The organism is Vibrio sp. 1580, from assembly GCF_033340055.1.
The window spans coordinates 1-18,322 of the sequence record NZ_JAWOVT010000017.1; the positions used below are offsets into that span (position 1 = coordinate 1).

Annotated in this window: 17 protein-coding genes and 1 tRNA gene; 11 read left to right on the plus strand and 7 right to left on the minus strand. The window is 46.2% G+C overall.

Annotated features, from left to right (window positions below; translation table 11 throughout):
- Window positions 1–2 precede the first annotated feature (2 nt).
- Window positions 3–75: transfer RNA gene (locus R7093_RS20865), tRNA-Gly, on the minus strand.
- A gap of 156 nt (window positions 76–231) precedes the next feature.
- Window positions 232–777: an oligoribonuclease gene (gene orn, locus R7093_RS20870; RefSeq protein WP_318146790.1), complete on the minus strand. Its 546-nt coding sequence runs from the start codon at window positions 775–777 to the stop codon at window positions 232–234.
- Window positions 778–906: 129 nt separating this feature from the next.
- Between orn and rsgA the strand changes: the two genes are divergently transcribed.
- The 4 genes from rsgA (at window position 907) to R7093_RS20890 (ending at window position 5,547) form a co-directional block, all read left to right on the plus strand.
- Complete coding sequence (gene rsgA, locus R7093_RS20875; protein WP_005381463.1) at window positions 907–1,971, plus strand: small ribosomal subunit biogenesis GTPase RsgA; 1,065 nt, start codon at window positions 907–909, stop codon at window positions 1,969–1,971.
- A gap of 116 nt (window positions 1,972–2,087) precedes the next feature.
- The gene (gene asd / locus R7093_RS20880; protein WP_005381465.1) at window positions 2,088–2,945 is read left to right on the plus strand and encodes an archaetidylserine decarboxylase; all 858 of its coding nucleotides are present in this window, start codon (window positions 2,088–2,090) and stop codon (window positions 2,943–2,945) included.
- Window positions 2,946–3,111: 166 nt separating this feature from the next.
- The gene (locus R7093_RS20885; RefSeq protein WP_213915369.1) at window positions 3,112–4,527 is read left to right on the plus strand and encodes an SLC13 family permease; all 1,416 of its coding nucleotides are present in this window, start codon (window positions 3,112–3,114) and stop codon (window positions 4,525–4,527) included.
- A 132-nt stretch (window positions 4,528–4,659) separates the two neighbouring features.
- Window positions 4,660–5,547: a DMT family transporter gene (locus R7093_RS20890; protein ID WP_005381469.1), complete on the plus strand. Its 888-nt coding sequence runs from the start codon at window positions 4,660–4,662 to the stop codon at window positions 5,545–5,547.
- A gap of 82 nt (window positions 5,548–5,629) precedes the next feature.
- On the opposite strand, the gene gpmM is transcribed toward R7093_RS20890, so the two are convergent.
- Window positions 5,630–7,162, minus strand: coding sequence for a 2,3-bisphosphoglycerate-independent phosphoglycerate mutase (gene gpmM, locus R7093_RS20895; protein ID WP_005381471.1), 1,533 nt, complete (start codon window positions 7,160–7,162; stop codon window positions 5,630–5,632).
- A gap of 547 nt (window positions 7,163–7,709) precedes the next feature.
- Between gpmM and R7093_RS20900 the strand changes: the two genes are divergently transcribed.
- The 5 genes from R7093_RS20900 to R7093_RS20920 all read left to right on the plus strand — a co-directional run bounded on the left by R7093_RS20900 (window position 7,710) and on the right by R7093_RS20920 (window position 12,140).
- Window positions 7,710–8,144, plus strand: coding sequence for a rhodanese-like domain-containing protein (locus R7093_RS20900; RefSeq protein WP_005381472.1), 435 nt, complete (start codon window positions 7,710–7,712; stop codon window positions 8,142–8,144).
- Window positions 8,145–8,369: 225 nt separating this feature from the next.
- Window positions 8,370–8,834 (plus strand): protein-export chaperone SecB, encoded by a 465-nt coding sequence (gene secB / locus R7093_RS20905; protein WP_005386410.1) that lies wholly within the window; start codon window positions 8,370–8,372, stop codon window positions 8,832–8,834.
- 195 nt (window positions 8,835–9,029) lie between these two features.
- Entirely contained in the window at window positions 9,030–10,067 is a 1,038-nt protein-coding gene (gene gpsA, locus R7093_RS20910; RefSeq protein ID WP_005381474.1) for an NAD(P)H-dependent glycerol-3-phosphate dehydrogenase, read from the plus strand.
- A 78-nt stretch (window positions 10,068–10,145) separates the two neighbouring features.
- Window positions 10,146–10,967, plus strand: a complete 822-nt coding sequence (gene cysE / locus R7093_RS20915; protein WP_005381475.1) for a serine O-acetyltransferase — start codon at window positions 10,146–10,148, stop codon at window positions 10,965–10,967.
- Window positions 10,968–10,994: 27 nt separating this feature from the next.
- Entirely contained in the window at window positions 10,995–12,140 is a 1,146-nt protein-coding gene (locus R7093_RS20920; protein ID WP_005381476.1) for a murein hydrolase activator EnvC family protein, read from the plus strand.
- A gap of 73 nt (window positions 12,141–12,213) precedes the next feature.
- On the opposite strand, the gene R7093_RS20925 is transcribed toward R7093_RS20920, so the two are convergent.
- The 4 genes from R7093_RS20925 to epmA form a co-directional block, all read right to left on the minus strand.
- Window positions 12,214–13,170 carry an acetyltransferase gene (locus tag R7093_RS20925; protein WP_005381478.1) on the minus strand — a complete coding sequence of 319 codons (957 nt, stop codon included), beginning with the start codon at window positions 13,168–13,170 and terminating at the stop codon, window positions 12,214–12,216.
- A 144-nt stretch (window positions 13,171–13,314) separates the two neighbouring features.
- Window positions 13,315–13,950, minus strand: a complete 636-nt coding sequence (locus R7093_RS20930) for a TetR/AcrR family transcriptional regulator (RefSeq protein WP_005381480.1) — start codon at window positions 13,948–13,950, stop codon at window positions 13,315–13,317.
- A 21-nt stretch (window positions 13,951–13,971) separates the two neighbouring features.
- Window positions 13,972–14,346 carry a VanZ family protein gene (locus R7093_RS20935; protein ID WP_017635567.1) on the minus strand — a complete coding sequence of 125 codons (375 nt, stop codon included), beginning with the start codon at window positions 14,344–14,346 and terminating at the stop codon, window positions 13,972–13,974.
- 9 nt (window positions 14,347–14,355) lie between these two features.
- On the minus strand, window positions 14,356–15,327 hold the full coding sequence (gene epmA, locus R7093_RS20940) for an elongation factor P--(R)-beta-lysine ligase (RefSeq protein WP_047104264.1): 972 nt from the start codon (window positions 15,325–15,327) through the stop codon (window positions 14,356–14,358).
- A gap of 435 nt (window positions 15,328–15,762) precedes the next feature.
- On the opposite strand from epmA, the gene frdA reads away from it, so the two are divergent.
- Both frdA and R7093_RS20950 read left to right on the plus strand, forming a co-directional pair.
- A complete protein-coding gene (gene frdA / locus R7093_RS20945) occupies window positions 15,763–17,562 on the plus strand; it encodes a fumarate reductase (quinol) flavoprotein subunit (protein WP_005381487.1) in 1,800 nt (599 codons plus the stop codon).
- The gene (locus R7093_RS20950) at window positions 17,562–18,320 is read left to right on the plus strand and encodes a succinate dehydrogenase/fumarate reductase iron-sulfur subunit (protein WP_005381489.1); all 759 of its coding nucleotides are present in this window, start codon (window positions 17,562–17,564) and stop codon (window positions 18,318–18,320) included. The genes frdA and R7093_RS20950 overlap by 1 nt, the downstream gene beginning before the upstream one ends.
- Window positions 18,321–18,322: the final 2 nt, after the last annotated feature.

Consider the following 18,322-nt stretch of genomic DNA (forward strand, 5'->3'; position numbering starts at 1 on the left):
GGAGCGACACACGAGGTTCGAACTCGTGACCTCAACCTTGGCAAGGTTGCGCTCTACCAACTGAGCTAGTGTCGCATCAACAACGTTTCCGCTGTTTAGGGCTGCGAATTATAAGAGCATTTTTTTGTGATGCAAGTCCTTCCTTCAAAAAAACTTTATTTTTTTACTGAACGACGAAAAAGCAATCAAAAGCGATATAAATTACAACAATTTGGATCGCAACCTTAACAGTTAAATCTTGAAAATAGTACCTCGATAGTACTTAAGTTCTGCGATGGACTCACGAATGTCGTCCAAGGCCAAATGTGTTCCCTGTTTTGTGAACCCATTTAGCACCTCAGGTTGCCAGCGACGTGCTAGTTCTTTAAGAGTACTAACGTCAACATATCGGTAATGGAAGAACTCTTCCAACTCAGGCATATGCTTGTATAAAAAGCGGCGATCCTGCCCAATGCTGTTACCACATATTGGCGAAGCTCCTTTCGGCACCCATTTTTCTAAAAATTCAATGATTTGTGCGACTGCGTCTTGTTCTGAGATTTGACTGTTTCGAACGCGCTCCACCAAACCGCTTGCCGTATGCGTATTAGTGCACCAGTCGTCCATTTTCACCAGTTCTTCTTCCGGCTGATGAATCGCTAACACTGGACCTTCAGCCAAAATATTTAGTTCGCTATCTGTGACAATAGAAGCAATTTCGATGATTTTGTGCGTTTCAGGATCAAGCCCTGTCATCTCTAAATCAACCCAAATTAGGTTTTGATCGCTAAAGGACATGGTTACGCCGCCTATTTGTTTATCGATAAAAGAGGTACTATACCTCAAAATACGAGAAACACGATACTCATACACGGAGCCAAGAGTACGGCTCAACCATTTGAGTAAATTCACATAAAGTACAGAATTGTGGCAAAGAAGAAAAAGTTAACCAAAGGTCAGGTGCGACGCGTACGTAGCAACCAACAAAAGCGTTTGAAGAAGCAAGAAGAGTCCATCCAGTGGGATGAAAACATGCTAGGCGCCAGCAAGCAAGGTCTCGTGATCACTCGTTTTGGTCAGCACGCGGACATTGAAGACCTTGAAACAGGCGAAATTCAACGCTGTAACCTCCGCCGTGGTATTGAGTCTCTAGTATCTGGCGATCGTGTTTTATGGCGCGAAGGATTGGAGTCTATGGCGGGCATCTCTGGTGTTGTTGAAGCGGTAGAACCTCGCTCTTCAGTGCTCACTCGTCCAGATTATTACGATGGCCTAAAACCCGTTGCAGCCAATATTGATCAAATGGTAATTGTCTCTTCGGTATTACCAGAGCTATCGCTAAATATTATTGACCGCTATCTCGTTGCATCAGAAACACTGAATATTGCGCCATTGTTGGTCTTAAATAAGGTCGACCTTCTAGAAGCCGATGATCGTGCAATGTATGAAGAATGGCTCAAAGAATATGAACGTATTGGCTATAAAGTGCTTCTGGTCAGCAAGAAGTCTGGAGAAGGCATTGCTGAACTAGAAACCCTGCTGCGTGACCGAATTAATATCTTTGTTGGTCAATCAGGCGTAGGGAAATCCAGCTTAGTCAACGCGTTAATGCCGGAACTAGAGAGCGAAGTGGAAGAAGGCGAAGTCTCTGAGAACTCTGGCTTGGGCCAACACACCACGACGGCTGCACGTTTATACCACATTCCAACGGGTGGCGATTTGATCGACTCACCTGGAGTACGTGAATTTGGTCTTTGGCATTTGGAAGCAGAAGAAGTAACAAAAGCATTCATTGAATTTCGACCATATTTAGGTGGTTGCAAGTTCCGAGATTGTAAACACAATGATGACCCAGGCTGCCTTCTACGTGAAGCTGTCGAGAACGGGGAAATTAACGAAACTCGCTTTGAAAACTATCATCGCATTTTGGAAAGCATGGTTGAAAATAAAGCAAATCGTCAGTATTCACGTAATAAAAAAGCCGATCTGTAATTGAGTTAAGGCTGTAACTGTGTAAAAAGTCTTCACCTAATACTGACAAGCAAATTAATTTTCAGTAACATCACGCGCCCTAAAGCGCGAATCTAACAGAAGTATCGGAATTAAAGATGGACAAGTTTAAAGTTGGACTGCAGTACTGGATCCCACAACACGGCCTCACTCGCCTAATGGGTAAACTGGCTTCAGCAAAAGCTGGCGGTCTAACAACAGCAGTTATTCGTTGGTTTATCAAACAATACAATGTGAATATGGATGAGGCAAAGCACTCAGATCCTAAGCATTTTAAAACGTTCAACGAGTTTTTCGTTCGTGAGCTAAAAGAAGGCGCACGCCCAATTTCTGAAGGCGAAAACGTCATCACTCATCCAGCCGACGCTTGTGTTAGCCAGTTTGGCCCTATTGAAGATGGTCAACTTATCCAAGCAAAAGGTCATCACTTCTCAGCACAAGAATTGCTGGGCGGTGACGCGAATTTAGCGGACGAATTTAAAGATGGTTCTTTTGCCACATTGTATCTATCTCCGCGCGATTACCACCGTGTACACATGCCATGTGACGGCACTCTGCGCCAAATGATTTACGTACCAGGTGACCTGTTCTCAGTAAACCCTCTGACAGCAGAAAACGTACCGAACCTATTTGCACGTAACGAGCGTGTGGTGTGTATCTTCGATACTGAGTTTGGTCCAATGGCACAGGTGCTTGTTGGTGCGACAATTGTTGGTAGCATTGAGCAAGTATGGGCTGGCACGATCACTCCGCCTCGTGGAAACACTGTCTACAAATGGGATTACCCAGCAGAGGGTGACAAGGCCGTGATCTTGAAAAAAGGTGAAGAGATGGGCCGCTTCAAACTGGGTTCTACTGTTATTAACCTGTTTGCCAAAGACGCGATTGAGTTTGACGCAAGCATGGAAAACGGTAAGCCAACCGTTATGGGCACACCTTACGCCTTGAAAAAATAAGTAAAACACCGTTAAAGAGCCCTTTATTAAGGGCTCTTTTTATTGATAAAAAGCAAAACTCCGTTCGAAATTTAGCCTCTATTTCTCAAACTCATACCTGCCTCTAAGACCCTCATTCCACAATCAATTATCCTGCGCTTAGAATGAATATTTAGAGGGGCAGCCAATGCCAAAGATGAGTGTAAACACGTTGGCGAAATTGCTGGTGTGCTTTTTAATTCCGCTCGGTGTTTTGATGATGCCGATCGATGCTATTCCTATTAACGATCTCACTTTAATTCAGCATCGCCTGTTGGCTATTTTTCTTCTTGCTGCCCTACTTTGGGTTCTCGAGCCGGTTCCCGTTTTTGCTACGTCCATTCTTATTATCGCTCTTGAACTGATCATGATATCGGATAAAGGTTTGCATCTATTTCGCAATCCACCAGCGGGGCATGATTTAGGAGAGTTAATTGCTTACACCGATATTTTCTCGGCCTTCTCTTCACCGATCATTATTCTTTTTATGGGTGGTTTTGCTCTTGCGATTGCGGCTTCCAAATACGAGCTCGACAACAACCTCGCCCGAGTACTATTAAAACCATTCGGCACCCAACCTAAGTTCATCATGCTGGGCTTGATGTTAATTACCGCCGTTTTTTCAATGTTTATGTCCAATACTGCCACGACCGTGATGATGCTAGCCCTGCTTGGCCCCATCGTCGCTTCAGCACCTAAAGGGGATTTAGGCATTAAAGCACTGGTGTTGTGTATTCCAATTGCCGCGAATACAGGCGGCATTGCGACTCCGATAGGCACGCCACCTAATGCGATAGCGCTTCAATATCTCACTGGAGAAAACGCGATAGACTTCCTATCGTGGATGACAATGGGTCTACCATTTGTGTTGGTACAACTCACTGTAGCTTGGTTCTTGTTGCAAAAGCTGTTTCCGTCTAGCGAACCAGAAATGAAACTAAAGCTAGATGGTACATTCAAAAGGAGCTGGCGTGCGATCGTCGTCTACATCACTTTTGCACTAACCATTTCGCTTTGGATGACAACGAAAGTGCATGGCATGAATACATACGTTGTCGCGATTATCCCACTAGCAGTGTTCACGTTAACGGGCATTATGGGAAAAGAAGAGCTCAAGCTGATTAACTGGGATGTTTTATGGCTAGTTGCCGGTGGTATAGCAATTGGCATTGCCTTAGACAAAACGGGCTTAGCCGAAGCATTAGCGCACGCCATTGATTACAGCCTGCTATCACCATTTGCCGTTGTTTTAGCCCTATCGGTAGTGTGCTGGTTAATGGCGAACTTTATGTCTAATACCGCAACGGCAAACTTATTGATGCCTATTGCTGCCGCTATTGGTACATCCATGCCAAGCCTTATTGCGGTTGGTGGCCTACAAGGTTTACTGGTTGTCGTCGCCTTCTCCGCATCACTTGGCATGATCTTACCGGTTTCCACACCACCAAACTCTTTGGCTTATTCAACAGGCCTCATCGAGAGCAAAGACATGGCGAAAGTAGGCCTGATTCTCGGTTTGATTGGTCTACTTATCGTGTATGGCGCAGTTTTGGTACTGTTTTAATCGAAGAGCTCCATGAAAAAGCGTGTTGTCATGGAGCTGCTCTCCAGCTACTGCCCTTACAGAGCGGCTTTTACATCCCATAAATTTCGTGCATATTAAGACTCCTCTACTCTGCAAGGACGTCGACACATCATGGGTTACGAATGGCTTGCTTTATGCGCCGCTTTTCTGTGGGCAGTTTCTAGCCTAATTTCGGTCATTCCTGCACAACACCTAGGCGCTTTTTCTTACAGCCGCTGGCGCATGGGCTGTACGGCCGTGATCTTATCAACAATGGCCTGGATAACTGGCGGCTGGTTAACGGTTTCTTGGGAACATGTAACGCCAATGATGGCCTCAGGACTGATTGGTATTTTTATTGGCGATACCGCTCTATTCGCGTGTTTGAATCGTATGGGGCCAAGACAAGCCGGGTTACTCTTCTCTTGCCACGCCGTGTTCTCTGCCATCTTGGGCTACTTCTTATTTAGCGAAGTCATGACCACAATAGAACTACTGGGCGCATCATTGGTATTTAGCGGCGTGGTGATGGCGATATTCTTTGGCCGAAGAGGTCAAGTGAATAACGTCTTGGAAGACATTAAAGGTAACATCTGGGTAGGTATTGGACTTGGCTTAACCGCAGCAATGTGCCAAGCATTGGGAGGCATTATCGCCAAGCCAGTAATGCAAACCAGTATTGACCCAGTTGCGGCTTCTGCTATTCGAATGATCAGTGCCTTTTTCGCCCACAGCATGTTGTTAGTTCTAGGGGTCAAAGTCGCTCGCTCGACGCAACACATTACTTGGCGCGTATTTGGTATTACTGCCCTTAATGGTTTCTTGGCGATGGCCGTCGGCATGACGCTAATCTTATACGCACTGCAAGAAGGAAATGTAGGTATGGTTGCACTTCTATCTTCAACCACGCCAATTATGTTGCTACCACTGCTCTGGATTTACACTAAACGCCGACCAAACCGATTTGCATGGTTGGGCGCAGCCCTAGCTGTGATTGGTGCTGGCATTTTGGTTCAGTAACCTTACAGACCAGCCCTTACTGCCAGATACAAAAAAGCCCGAGTTTAAACTCGGGCTTTTGTCATTCGGAGCCGTTAGTTAATTATTTAACTAGTACTTCACCCGTCATTTCTGCTGGGATTTCTAGACCAGCTAGAGAAAGCATGGTTGGTGCAAGGTCAGACAGTTTACCGCCTTCTTTGAATTCAACCGCTTTGTCACCTACATAGATTAGAGGTACTGGTAGGTTAGTATGAGCAGTGTGGATGCCGCCAGTTTCAGGGTCGATCATCATTTCTGCGTTACCGTGGTCCGCAGTGATCAATAGTTGACCGCCAACTTCTTTGATTGCTTCAACCACTTTACCCACACTTTCATCTAGAGCTTCGATTGCTTTCTCAGCCGCTTCATAAACGCCAGTGTGACCAACCATATCTGCGTTCGGGTAGTTACAGATGATGGTATCGAACTTACCAGACTTGATAGCCGCAACCATCTTATCTGTTAGTTCTGGAGAGCTCATTTCAGGCTGCATGTCGTACGTTGCAACTTTTGGTGAAGCAACCAATTGACGCTCTTCGCCTTCAAATTCGTTCTCAACACCACCGTTGAAGAAGAAAGTCACGTGTGCGTATTTCTCTGTTTCAGAGATACGTAGCTGAGTTTGACCTTGTTTAGATAGCCACTCACCGTAAGTGTTTTCTAGAGACGCAGGTGGGAATGCGATAGCTAGAGGGATATCAGCCGCGTATTGAGTCAGCATCACAAAGTTGATTGCTGGGAATACTGCACGCTCAAAGCCGTCAAACGCAGGAACGAATGCACGAGTGATTTGACGTGCACGGTCAGCACGGTAGTTCATGAAGATAACCGCATCACCATCTTGCATGATTGCGTCTTCTTGACCTTCCGCTTTGATAGCTGTTGCTTTAACGAATTCGTCGTTTTCTTCACGAGCGTAAGCCGCTTCTAGACCTGCAACTGCCGTTTCTGCTGTGAACTCAGCTTTAGCTTGAGTTAGAAGATCGTAAGCAACTTGGACGCGATCCCAGTTGTTGTCACGGTCCATTGCGTAGTAACGACCTACTAGAGAAGCAACGCGGCCTTTACCTAGTTTCGCAAATAGGTCTTGGAAACGTTGTAGTGAGTTTTCAGCACTACGTGGTGGTGTGTCACGGCCGTCTAGGAAGCAGTGTAGGTAGATTTTCTCTGCGCCACGCGCCGCTGCCATTTCAACTGCAGCGTAAATGTGGTCTTCGTGAGAGTGAACACCGCCTGGAGACATCAGGCCCATGATGTGTACTGCTTTTTCAGCTTTCACAGCAGAGTCGATTGCTTCAACTAGCGCAGGCGTTTGTTCGAACTCACCATCAGCAATTGATTTAGTGATACGAGTCAGGTCTTGGTATACAACGCGGCCTGCACCAATGTTAGTGTGACCAACTTCAGAGTTACCCATTTGACCATCAGGAAGGCCAACATCCATGCCTGAAGCAGAGATTAATGTGTGTGGGTTATTCGCAATCAGAGCATCCATTACTGGTGTTTTCGCATTCGCAATTGCGTTACTTGCTGTGTCTTCACGGTAACCGTAACCGTCAAGGATAACTAGAGCCAGTGGCTTCTTAGCTGACATAGTGATGACCTCATCAAATTTAAGTAACTTTTGGCGTAGGGCCTCGCTGCCCTATCTAACCTTGAAACAAAACTAGCGTAATTTTACTACACTTTTTAACCAAAACTGTAGGTTAAGATCAAATAATGTTTGCGATTTATTGTTGCTATCTTACAAGTTAAGCGAACAACGAGTCAGTGCCGACAATCGTGTTCCACAAGCATAGTCATTTCTAATACGCTTTGTACACCCCAGTCTAAGTTCGGTTTTCTTACGCTTCTCATTCTTATTTTTGCACTTGAAACAGCGCTCATTTAAAGCAACATCAAACAAGATGGGTTAATACCTATTGTTCTCTTTTCTCAGTAAAACAGAAGTCACTTAAACCGATAAGTCCAATAGGCAAAAGCAATCAAGCTACCAGAGCAAAATGTACGGATAGTAAGGGCATAAAGGGTTTATAGAGATCTCAATTATTCGTTAGAAAATTTTAACCCTCTCGCCTAAGAGCCGTAACCTCGCTATACTCCTGCTTTATTTTTCCGCCAACAGCGTAAGAGCTCAAGACATGCAAGAGTACATTGAATTTTTCCAACAGAACATGATTCTATCTTTGGTTTGGGTAGGTCTTCTTGTCGCCTTTATCATGAACATCGTGAAGTCAGCGACAGCCGCATACAAAGAAATCAACGTAAACCAACTGACTCATCTTATGAACCGTGAAAACGGCGTTGTAGTGGATATCCGTACCAAGGACGAGTTCAAAAAAGGTCATATCACCGACTCACTTCACATTTTACCGTCAGACATCAAAGCGGGTAACTTGGGTAGCCTTGAAAACCACAAATCAGACCCAATCATTGTGGTATGCAAGACAGGACAGACCGCTCAAGAAAGCGCAAACCTATTAGTAAAAGCTGGCTTCGAAAAAGTGAGCCTACTAAAAAATGGTTTGATTGCGTGGAACGAAGCGAACCTGCCGTTAGTTCGCGGTAAAAAGTAGGAACGTGGCAAGAACGAAAGTTCGCGTTTAAACGCGCTTTTACCAAGCCTCGCGGACAAAAAACTGAGCAAATTGAAAGCAGTTGGAGCACTAAGTTGTGACGCTTTGCACGTAATACACGCTTCATCTAGTCAAGGTAGATTGGCTCAGTTAGTCTCAGGACATACCAGTTTTCTGAGCTTAGACGTTTCTAGGCTCAACAAATATTGATTTAAGGATTAAAAAATGGCTGAAGCAGCACCTCAAGACGCACAACAAAACTTCGCAATTCAACGCATCTTCCTAAAAGACGTTTCTTTTGAAGCGCCGAACTCTCCAGTAATTTTCCAGAAAGAGTGGAACCCAGACGTTAAACTAGACCTAGACACTCAAAGCCGTGAGCTTGGTGAAGGCGTTTACGAAGTTGTTCTACGCCTAACCGTTACTGTGAAGAACGAAGAAGAGACTGCGTTCCTATGTGAAGTTCAACAAGGTGGTATCTTCACTGCTGAACAAATGGAAGCTGGTCAACTTGCACATTGCCTAGGCGCATTCTGCCCGAACATCCTATTCCCATACGCTCGTGAAACTATCTCAAGCCTAGTCGTTAAAGGTACGTTCCCTCAACTGAACCTAGCGCCAGTAAACTTTGACGCGCTATTCATGAACTACCTACAACAGCAAGCTCAACAAGGCGAAGCTGAAGCGTAATTCACGTTTTATAAGTGACGAATAGCCACAGTGCTGACGTCACCGACTCAAATAAAATGCACAGAGCGTCTACCATTCGATGCAATGTGCATTTTTTATTTCTGACAAAAGTTCCTAGTTCCTAATCGTCAGAAGGCGTAAAATTTGACGATTAGGAACTAGATTCTACTAGTAGCAAGACAATTAGGCGGTAGCATGACACAAGCAAATACAAACAATGCTTACGGTAAAGACATCGCAATGACTGTGATTGGCGCAGGCTCATACGGCACCTCTTTGGCAATCTCACTCGCTCGTAACGGCGCGAACGTTGTCCTTTGGGGACACGAGCCAGAGCACATGGCTCGCCTAGAAGCAGACCGAGCTAACCATGCCTTCTTACCAGGTGTTGATTTCCCTGAAAGCTTGATCATTGAATCGGATTTAGAAAAAGCCGTTCAAGCAAGCCGAGATTTGTTGGTTGTGGTTCCAAGCCATGTCTTTGGCATCGTGCTAAACAGCTGTAAACCATTCTTGCGCGAAGACTCTCGCATCTGTTGGGCAACCAAAGGGCTTGAACCTGAAACGGGGCGCCTACTGAAAGACGTTGCTTATGACATTATCGGTGAAAACTACTCACTAGCAGTATTGTCTGGCCCAACGTTTGCGAAAGAGCTCGCAATGGGTATGCCGACTGCAATTTCAGTTGCGTCTCCAGATTCTGAATTTGTTGCGGATCTACAAGAAAAAATCCACTGTAGCAAAACCTTCCGCGTATATGCCAATAGTGACTTTATTGGTATGCAATTGGGCGGCGCTGTGAAAAACGTTATTGCGATTGGTGCGGGTATGTCTGATGGTATTGGTTTTGGCGCCAACGCCCGTACTGCATTAATTACTCGTGGCTTGGCTGAAATGAGTCGCCTTGGTGCTGCGCTGGGTGCACAGCCAGAAACCTTTATGGGCATGGCAGGTTTAGGCGATCTTGTCCTGACATGTACCGATAACCAATCACGTAACCGACGCTTTGGCTTGGCATTAGGCCAAGGTAAAGACGTTGATACGGCTCAAGAAGAAATTGGCCAAGTGGTTGAGGGTTACCGCAATACAAAAGAAGTATGGCTACTCTCTCAACGTATGGGTGTTGAGATGCCGATAGTTGATCAAATTTATCAAGTATTGTATCAAGGAAAAGATGCGCGCTTAGCAGCGCAAGATTTACTTGCTCGTGACAAAAAAGCCGAAGGAAAGTAGCAATCTACCGCCCTTTGCAGCTCATCTGAGAAAAATTGAAGTTGTCGGGTCACGGAAGAACCACTCTGGATATTGAGAATGAAACACTGCGAAAAACAAAAAGTCTGGAACAAAATTGTCTCAGAAGCCCGTGAAATGTCAGAACAAGAGCCTATGCTGGCGAGCTTCTATCATGCCACCATTATCAAGCATGAAAGTTTGTGTGCCGCTCTGAGTTATATTCTGGCTAACAAATTGAACACCGCTTCCATGCCAGCGATGGCTGTGCGTGAAGTGGTTGAAGAAGCCTTTGCAGCTGATCCAACCATCACTGACGGCGCGGCTTGTGATATTTGTGCCACGGTCAATCGCGACCCTGCTGTTTCAATGTACTCAATGCCATTGCTGTACCTAAAAGGCTATCACGCACTGCAAGGCTACCGAGTAGCAAACTGGCTGTGGAAGCAAGGTCGTCACGCTCTTGCGACTTACCTACAAAATCAGATTTCGGTAGCATGTCAGGTCGATATTCACCCTGCAGCGCGCATTGGTAGTGGTATCATGCTCGACCATGCAACAGGCATCGTGATTGGTGAAACTGCCGTGGTCGAAAACGACGTGTCTATACTGCAAGATGTCACCCTTGGTGGTACTGGTAAAGAATGCGGTGATCGTCACCCGAAAATTCGCGAGGGTGTGATGATCGGAGCTGGTGCAAAGATTCTTGGCAATATCGAAGTCGGTGAAGGCGCGAAAATCGGATCTTGCTCTGTGGTATTGCAAGCCGTGCCTCCTCACACAACGGTGGCTGGCGTGCCTGCAAAAATCGTCGGACGTCCAAAAACGGACAAACCCTCTCTCGATATGGATCAAGGCTTTAACGGCAAGTCGCAAAGCTTTATCCATGGAGATGGTATTTAATCGTCAACAAACCTTTTTGACAACAACGTGGTAGGTAACTCTCAAGTGCGAAAACAAAATCACCCTGTTCTACGCTCGGCTATTTTATTAACTTGTGCTTTATCTGCCACTTATCCCATTACCTCCTCTGCTGTGAGTCAGCAAGAGCTCAAAGGCGTATCCAGTGAGATAAGCCGCCAGCGCAAATCGCTCTCTTCCCAAGAAAAGCAGCTCAATGAGTTACAGAAGTCACTAAAAGATCAAGAGCTTGGAATTTCTAAGCTTGAGCGTGAAATACGACAAACCAAGTCTAATCTCGCGCAAGCAGACAAAAACATAGAAAACCTGGAAGAGAAAATTGCCTTGCAAGAAGCACAGCGTCAAGAGCAAGAAGAAGAACTCAAACAGCTACTGCAAACGTATTACGTAACCGAGCGAGCGAAAGCCAATGGTCACTTGTTAAATCAAGGTGTGGAAGAAGACCGCATGAGCCAATACTTCCAGCATTTAGCTAAAGCACGTGCTGAAGTGATTGATGCGATCACCAAAATAACCCAAGAATTAGCGCACAACAAAAACCAACTCGAGCTAGAAAAAGAGCAAATCGAGACTCTGCTCAAGCAGCAATCCGAAAAACGTACAGCGCTAGCGAGTACACAATCCAAGCGTAAGCAAACCCTGAATAAAATTCAGAGCAGTATCAAGAATGACAAACGCTACTTAGCCGAGCTGCAACGCAACGAAACCCGTTTAAAAGCAGAGATCGCCAAAGCAGCGAAGCGTAATGCGGTGCCAATGGACGGACTCGGCAAACAGCGCGGTAAGTTGCCTTGGCCACTCAAAGGCAGTGTGTTACACAACTTTGGTACGCGACAAACCGGGCAGGTAAACTGGAAGGGCATGGTGCTGTCTGCCAACTATGGTCAACAAGTGAAAGCCGTTTATCCCGGAACTGTCGTATTTGCGGAGTATCTGCGCGGATACGGTTTAGTGGTACTGCTCGACCACGGCAAAGGTGACATGACCCTCTATGGTTACAACCAAGCCTTAACTAAAAAAGAAGGCGACCGAGTCACCGCAGGCGAAGTGATTGCTCTCGCGGGTGATACGGGCGGTCAAGACAGGCCATCGCTGTACTTCGAAATTCGTCGTAATAGTGAAGCGCAGAATCCGAAATCTTGGTTAAAGCGCTGATTATCTGACTTATTGACTTGTCATAAAAAAGGAGCCACTCGGCTCCTTTGTTGTATTCATGTTTTGGAAAACGCTATGCGTAGTAGGTTTCTACCGCATCAATAAAAGCATTCACATCATCTTTGCTTAACGCGTTGATTCCTGCCGCCGCCTCTCGCCCCCCACCTGTCGGGAACTGACCACACACGGCAACGGCACCTTGTTTATTGTTTAATGGGGCACGGAGTGAAACCGTATAAGTCCCATCTGAATTTTCAGTAAGTACCGCATGCGCAGAGTCAGGGGTTTGGTTTGCTAGCCAGTTGCCATAAACACCACTGATTCGGCGTGATGCCGCCGTGTTTGGTAACTCAAACAACTTCAGCTTACCGCTCTCATGCATGGCAGGCACTGCGAGAGCCGCCTCCATGTCTTGTTGGTAAGCCGATTGCAATTGGTAGTATGGCGAGGCCGTATCTTCAATAGCTTCAAATGGTGACGTGTACTTCAGCAAAGCTCGGTACAGCTCCGCAGGGTGAAAGTGTAAATCTTCGACCTTCGATCCGTAGCCGTTGTAGTTAATTAAAGTACCCAGCTCTTTTAGCTGCTCTTTCTGTTGCTGCAACAAGCCCGCGTTATTCGCTAACTCATCGGCTTTAGCAATCATGTTATCGCCATAAGCCGCCGTAATCGCCCAGTCATGAAAACGCCCATCAAGCAACTTATCGACAATCAACGCCGTGCACATGTTGGCATCGAGATCGATGTGCGCATCCAAATTACCATGCTGAGGAATGTCGCCCGCTTTGTGATGATCGGCGTAAAAGACGTGCGCGCCTTGAGCCAAAGCTTGCTCTAGACCTGCCATGTTCTTTTCCATCGAAATGTCTAACACAGTCAGCTCATCACCCGCTTGCACGTCTACTTTTTCCACCAGCTTGATGTCGCGCTTTACACCGGTTATTAACTGGGCATCGACAGGATCAGCCAAACGCAATTGTAGAAGAGCAATGATGCCATCAGCATCACCATTAAAAATGTCGTAATTCATGGGGCGATAGTTCCTTTATCGAGAATCTTATCCCTGCAAGGGTTTTTAGCGTATGGGACTATTGTGCGTGGCATATTTGACAAGTCAACTCGAGCCACGACTCGAAAATGAGAGTGACTCTCGAAATATTAAGCAGTTTGACGTTTAACTGTGTAGATTGCTAACCGCATCTTCTAATAACAGTAGCTGCTCTAAGCCCTGCTCAGTTGCTAATGGCTTAACGACATTAAGCATCTGCAACATCCCTTGCTTCACCATTTGCTCGGTAATGTTGGTTTTTGAAGCCATCGCGGATTGATACGCCAACCAACTACACGCAATCAAGTGTAATGTACATACCAATGACTTCAACTGTTGTTGATCGACATTCAACAGCTTCATCGTTACGAACTCTTGCATAATAGCAATGAGGTTCGCTTGCAGCTTCTCTTGCACATCGATGTACTGTTCGTGTAGCTGTTCATCTCGTGACAAGATTTCTGGTAAGTTTGCGTAGAAAAAGCGGTATTTCCACATCAAGGTAAAAATAGAGTCTAGGTAGCTCTTCAGCATAGTCAGGCTCTCTTGCGAACCTTGAATAGGGGTAAATCTTTCTAAAAGTTCTGCTGAATAAAGCGCAAAGATCTCACGAACGATTTCTTGCTTATTGCGGAAGTGGTAATACAGATTACCAGGGCTAATTTCGATGTGATCGGCAATGTGATTGGTGGTGATGTTGCGCTCACCATGTTGGTTGAACAACTCCAGTGCCGCGTAGACGATTTTGTCGCGCGTTTTCATTGTTATCGTGTTCCCTCTTCATTAACGAATCGAGTATAGCGACTTCACCAACCTAGGTCGATAGAGGCTCCAAATACGGTAACATAACAGACCAGTTAAGATGCCAGTTGAGTTGGCGACAAGGTCTAACCAAGAAGTTTGTCGCCCTACATACCCTTGCAACCACTCAATAACGGCGCTGAATAGCAAAATACTAATCGCCACCGCCCAACGTTGACGCCAACGCCACACACAAAAACAACCTAAAAACGCAAAGCCGCTATACGCCATAGCGTGCTGCATTTTGTCGAGATACGCGATATTGCCCCAGTCTTGCAGTTCACCTGAACTCAGAGATAAAAAAGCGATCAATATGGCGTAGCTAAAGATGACGAAACGTGCAGCCGTCAGGTTCATTGGACGTCCTTATGCAATTGGAAATGGAAAGGCCGTCACTTGATCAATGTGGTCACAGCCTAGCGCCAGCATGATCAAACGATCGATACCCAACGCGACCCCTGCACAATCTGGCAACCCTGCTTCCAGTGCAGAAATCAGATGATAATCGATCGGCTGTGGTTTTAAACCCATTTCGATACGCTTTGCGTTATCTTGTTCAAAGCGCGCTAATTGCTCTTTCGGGTTATCCAGTTCATGAAATCCGTTCGCCAGCTCTATCCCCTTAAAGTACACTTCAAAACGATCCGCGACGCGATGATCTTGAGGATTGATTTTCGCAAGCGCCGCCTGTGATGCAGGGAAGTCGTACACAAAAGCCGGCACGTCCTGGCCAATTTTGTTTTCTACTCCCACGCTAAATAGTAGTTGCAGCAGCGTATCGCGATCTTCTTCTGGCTCAGCAATGTCACTCAAACCCAGCTTGCTTGCCGCCGCTTTCAGCTCAGTCATCGAGCCTTCCAGTGGACACACACCCAACACATCAATGAAGGCTTGCTTATACGTCATGCGCTGCGCTGCGCCACACTTCAATACCAGCTGCAACAGGTCATCCATTTCATCCATCAATTTATGATGGTCAAAGCCAACGCGATACCACTCCAACATCGTGAATTCAGGGTTGTGGTAGCGACCATTCTCTTCATTACGAAATGCTTTGTTGATTTGATAAATACAACCGCTACCCGCAGCCAAAAGGCGCTTCATATGGAATTCTGGGCTGGTCATAAAAAACAGCTTACTGCCATCGGCATAGCCTGGGCCAACAAACTCGGTTTGGAAAGTATGCAAATGGATGTCAGTCACGGTTGCGTGACTCATGGCTGGCGTATCGACTTCCATCACCTGTCGGTCAGCGAAGAATTGTCGAATCGACGCGATTAACGTCGCACGTTGACGAAGTTGGTCAATGGAAGCAGTAGGTTGCCAGTTGGTTTGCATAACAAGTCTCTCAAACTTTAATTCAGCGAGGAAAGTCTCATTCTACATGCTTTTTACTCTTCAAGAAGAGAGGAATATCCCTTCTTCTTTTTACTAATGTGCTCGCAAATTTGAGGCAAGCATTACTCGTGCCGCAGAACAAAAAACACTCAGTTAAAATCCTATTATCCATGCGGTTAATGTCACGCAACACGGGTTTAACATCCCTAATGTTAATGCTTGAGGGCCAAAACCTCGATGCCGTGATAGCAGTCACATAACCTATAAATTCTATGCCCTTAAGTGCATTACCGAAGCAAAAACCCAATTACATCAATTTTTCTGCCATGTGGCTCATCTACACTAACCCTACTACTTTTGGGGAGTTCTTTTTAAGGAGCGCCTCGTAATGACAATAACAAGCGGATTTCCGCAATCACACACTGGAGGATAACTGTGCAAATTATCACCACAGATATCGCAGTCATCGGCGCAGGCGGCGCTGGTCTTCGTACTGCTATTGCAGCGGCTGAAGCAAACCCAGACTTAGAAGTCGCTCTGATTTCTAAAGTTTATCCAATGCGCTCCCACACGGTCGCTGCAGAGGGTGGCTCAGCAGCAGTTATCAAGGATGAAGATAGCTTAGACAACCACTTCAACGACACTGTTGGCGGTGGTGACTGGCTATGTGAACAGGATGTTGTTGAATACTTTGTAGAGAACGCGACTCGCGAAATGATCCAAATGGAGCAATGGGGTTGCCCATGGAGTCGTAAAGAGAACGGTGAAGTCAACGTACGCCGCTTTGGTGGTATGAAGGTTGAACGTACTTGGTTCGCTGCAGACAAAACTGGCTTCCACATGCTTCATACGCTATTCCAGACATCAATGAAGTACAGCAACATCAAACGTTTTGATGAGTACTTTGTGGTGGATCTGCTTGTTGATGAAGGCGAAGTTCAAGGTCTGATTGCTATTCACATGTCTGAAGGCGAGCTTGTTACTATCAAAGCAAAATCGGTTGTTCTAGCAACAGGTGGCGCGGGCCGTGTTTACCACTGTAACACCAACGGCGGTATCGTAACGGGCGATGGTATGGCAATGGCTTACCGTCACGGCGTTCCTCTACGTGATATGGAATTCGTTCAATACCACCCAACCGGTCTTCCAGGCACAGGTATCCTGATGACGGAAGGTTGTCGTGGTGAAGGCGGTATCATCGTTAACAAGAATGGCTACCGTTACCTACAAGATTACGGCATGGGCCCTGAAACTCCAGTTGGCCAACCGAAGAACAAATACATGGAACTGGGTCCTCGTGACAAAGTTTCTCAAGCTTTCTGGCACGAACAACAGAAAGGCAACACCATCAAACACCCACTGGGTGACGTGGTGCACCTAGACCTTCGCCACCTTGGTGAAGAGTACCTACAAGAACGTCTACCGTTCATCTGTGAGCTAGCAAAAGCTTATGTAAACGTGGACCCTGCAAAAGAGCCAATTCCAATTCGTCCAACCGTTCACTACACGATGGGTGGTATTGAAACGGACGGCGGTTGTGAAACTCGCATTAAAGGCCTATTCGCGGTGGGTGAATGTGCGTCTGTTGGTCTTCACGGTGCAAACCGTCTAGGTTCTAACTCACTGGCTGAATTCGTAGTATTTGGCCGCGTAGCTGGTGAAAACGCAGTGAAACGTGCGGCAGAATTCAAAGGCTGGAACGACGCGGCAATTGACGCGCAAGTCAAAGCCGTTGAAGAACGCATCGCAAAACTGATGAACCAAGAAGGCGACGAAAACTGGGCAGAGATCCGCACAGAAATGGGTCACACCATGGAAGCGGGCTGTGGTATCTACCGCCAAGAAGATTTGATGCAAGCGACTATCGACAAAATCACTGAGTTGAAAGAACGCTACAAACGCATCAGCATCAAAGACAAAGGTAAAGTGTTCAACACAGACCTTCTATATGCAATCGAAGTGGGTTACGGCCTAGAAGTCGCAGAAGCGATGGTTCACTCTGCGATTCTACGTAAAGAATCTCGCGGCGCGCACCAACGTCTAGACGATGGTTGTACAGAGCGTGATGACGTGAACTTCCTAAAACACTCACTTGCTTTCTACAAGCCAGAGTCAGCACCAAGTATCGATTACAGCAATGTGACCATCACTAAGTCACAACCAAAAGCTCGTCTATACGGTGAAGCAGCAGAAAAAGCCGCGGCTGAAGAGAAGAACGCAGAGGAGCAAGCATAATGTCAGCAAATCGCATTCAAAAAGTAGACATCCTGCGTTACGACCCAGAAAAAGATGCAGAACCATACAAGCAAACATTCGAAGTACCATTCGATGAAACCATGTCTGTGCTTGACGCACTTGGCTACATCAAAGACCACCTAGACAAAGATCTGTCTTACCGTTGGTCTTGCCGTATGGCGATCTGTGGTTCTTGCGGCATCATGGTGAACAACGTACCGAAACTTGCTTGTAAGAGCTTCCTACGTGACTACCCAGACGGCGTGACTATCGAGCCTCTAGCGAACTTCCCAATCGAGAAAGACTTGATTGTTGATATGACGCCATTCATCGAGCGCCTAGAAGCAATCAAACCATACATCATTGGTAACGATCGTAAACCAGAAGACGGTACGAACTTGCAAACGCCAGAACAGATGGCGAAATACAAGCAATTCGCTGGCTGTATCAACTGTGGTCTGTGCTATGCAGCATGTCCTCAGTTTGGTCTTAACCCAGAGTTCATCGGTCCTGCTGCACTAACGCTAGCCCACCGCTACAACCTAGACAGCCGTGACAACGGTAAAGATGAGCGCATGAAGCTTATCAACGGTGAAAACGGTGCTTGGGGTTGTACGTTTGTTGGTTACTGTTCTGAAGTTTGTCCGAAGAACGTTGACCCAGCAGCGGCAGTAAACCAAGGCAAAGTGGAGTCTTCTATGGACTTCGTGATTGCTATGTTGAAACCTGATGGTTCACCAAAGAAAGTGGAGGCATAAGG